Origin of the sequence: Faecalibacterium sp. DFI.5.82 (genome assembly GCF_029076575.1) — a bacterium.
Taxonomy (GTDB): Bacteria; Bacillota; Clostridia; order Oscillospirales; family Ruminococcaceae; genus Faecalibacterium; species Faecalibacterium duncaniae.
Map to the genome: position 1 here is coordinate 1 of NZ_JARFIS010001184.1, position 286 is coordinate 286.

The 286-nt window shown below is 48.6% G+C and carries 1 protein-coding gene; it reads left to right on the forward strand.

Annotation, left to right across the window (positions count from 1 at the left end):
* A partial coding sequence (locus P0G09_RS20650) for an initiation control protein YabA (RefSeq protein ID WP_275253616.1) occupies nt 1-239 on the forward strand: 239 nt, incomplete at its 5' end.
* Between the last annotated feature and the right edge of the window lie 47 nt (nt 240-286).

Consider the following 286-nt stretch of genomic DNA (forward strand, 5'->3'; position numbering starts at 1 on the left):
TGAAGGAAAATACCGAGCTCAAGGTTGAAAACCAGCTTTTGCGCGAGAAGCTGGACAAATTGACGGTTAAAGAACACGAAGGCAAGAGCCAGAGCGGGATGGCCATGCTCAAGCAGATCTACCAGTCTGGCTACCATATTTGCAACATGTACTACGGAACCCACCGAGATCCCAGCGCAGACTGCATGTTTTGCCTGGATATTTTGGATAATTTTGGAAAGAAGGCGGTGCACAAATAATGCAAACGCAACACAGCTACGCGAATGACCAGCAGGGCAAGCTCTAC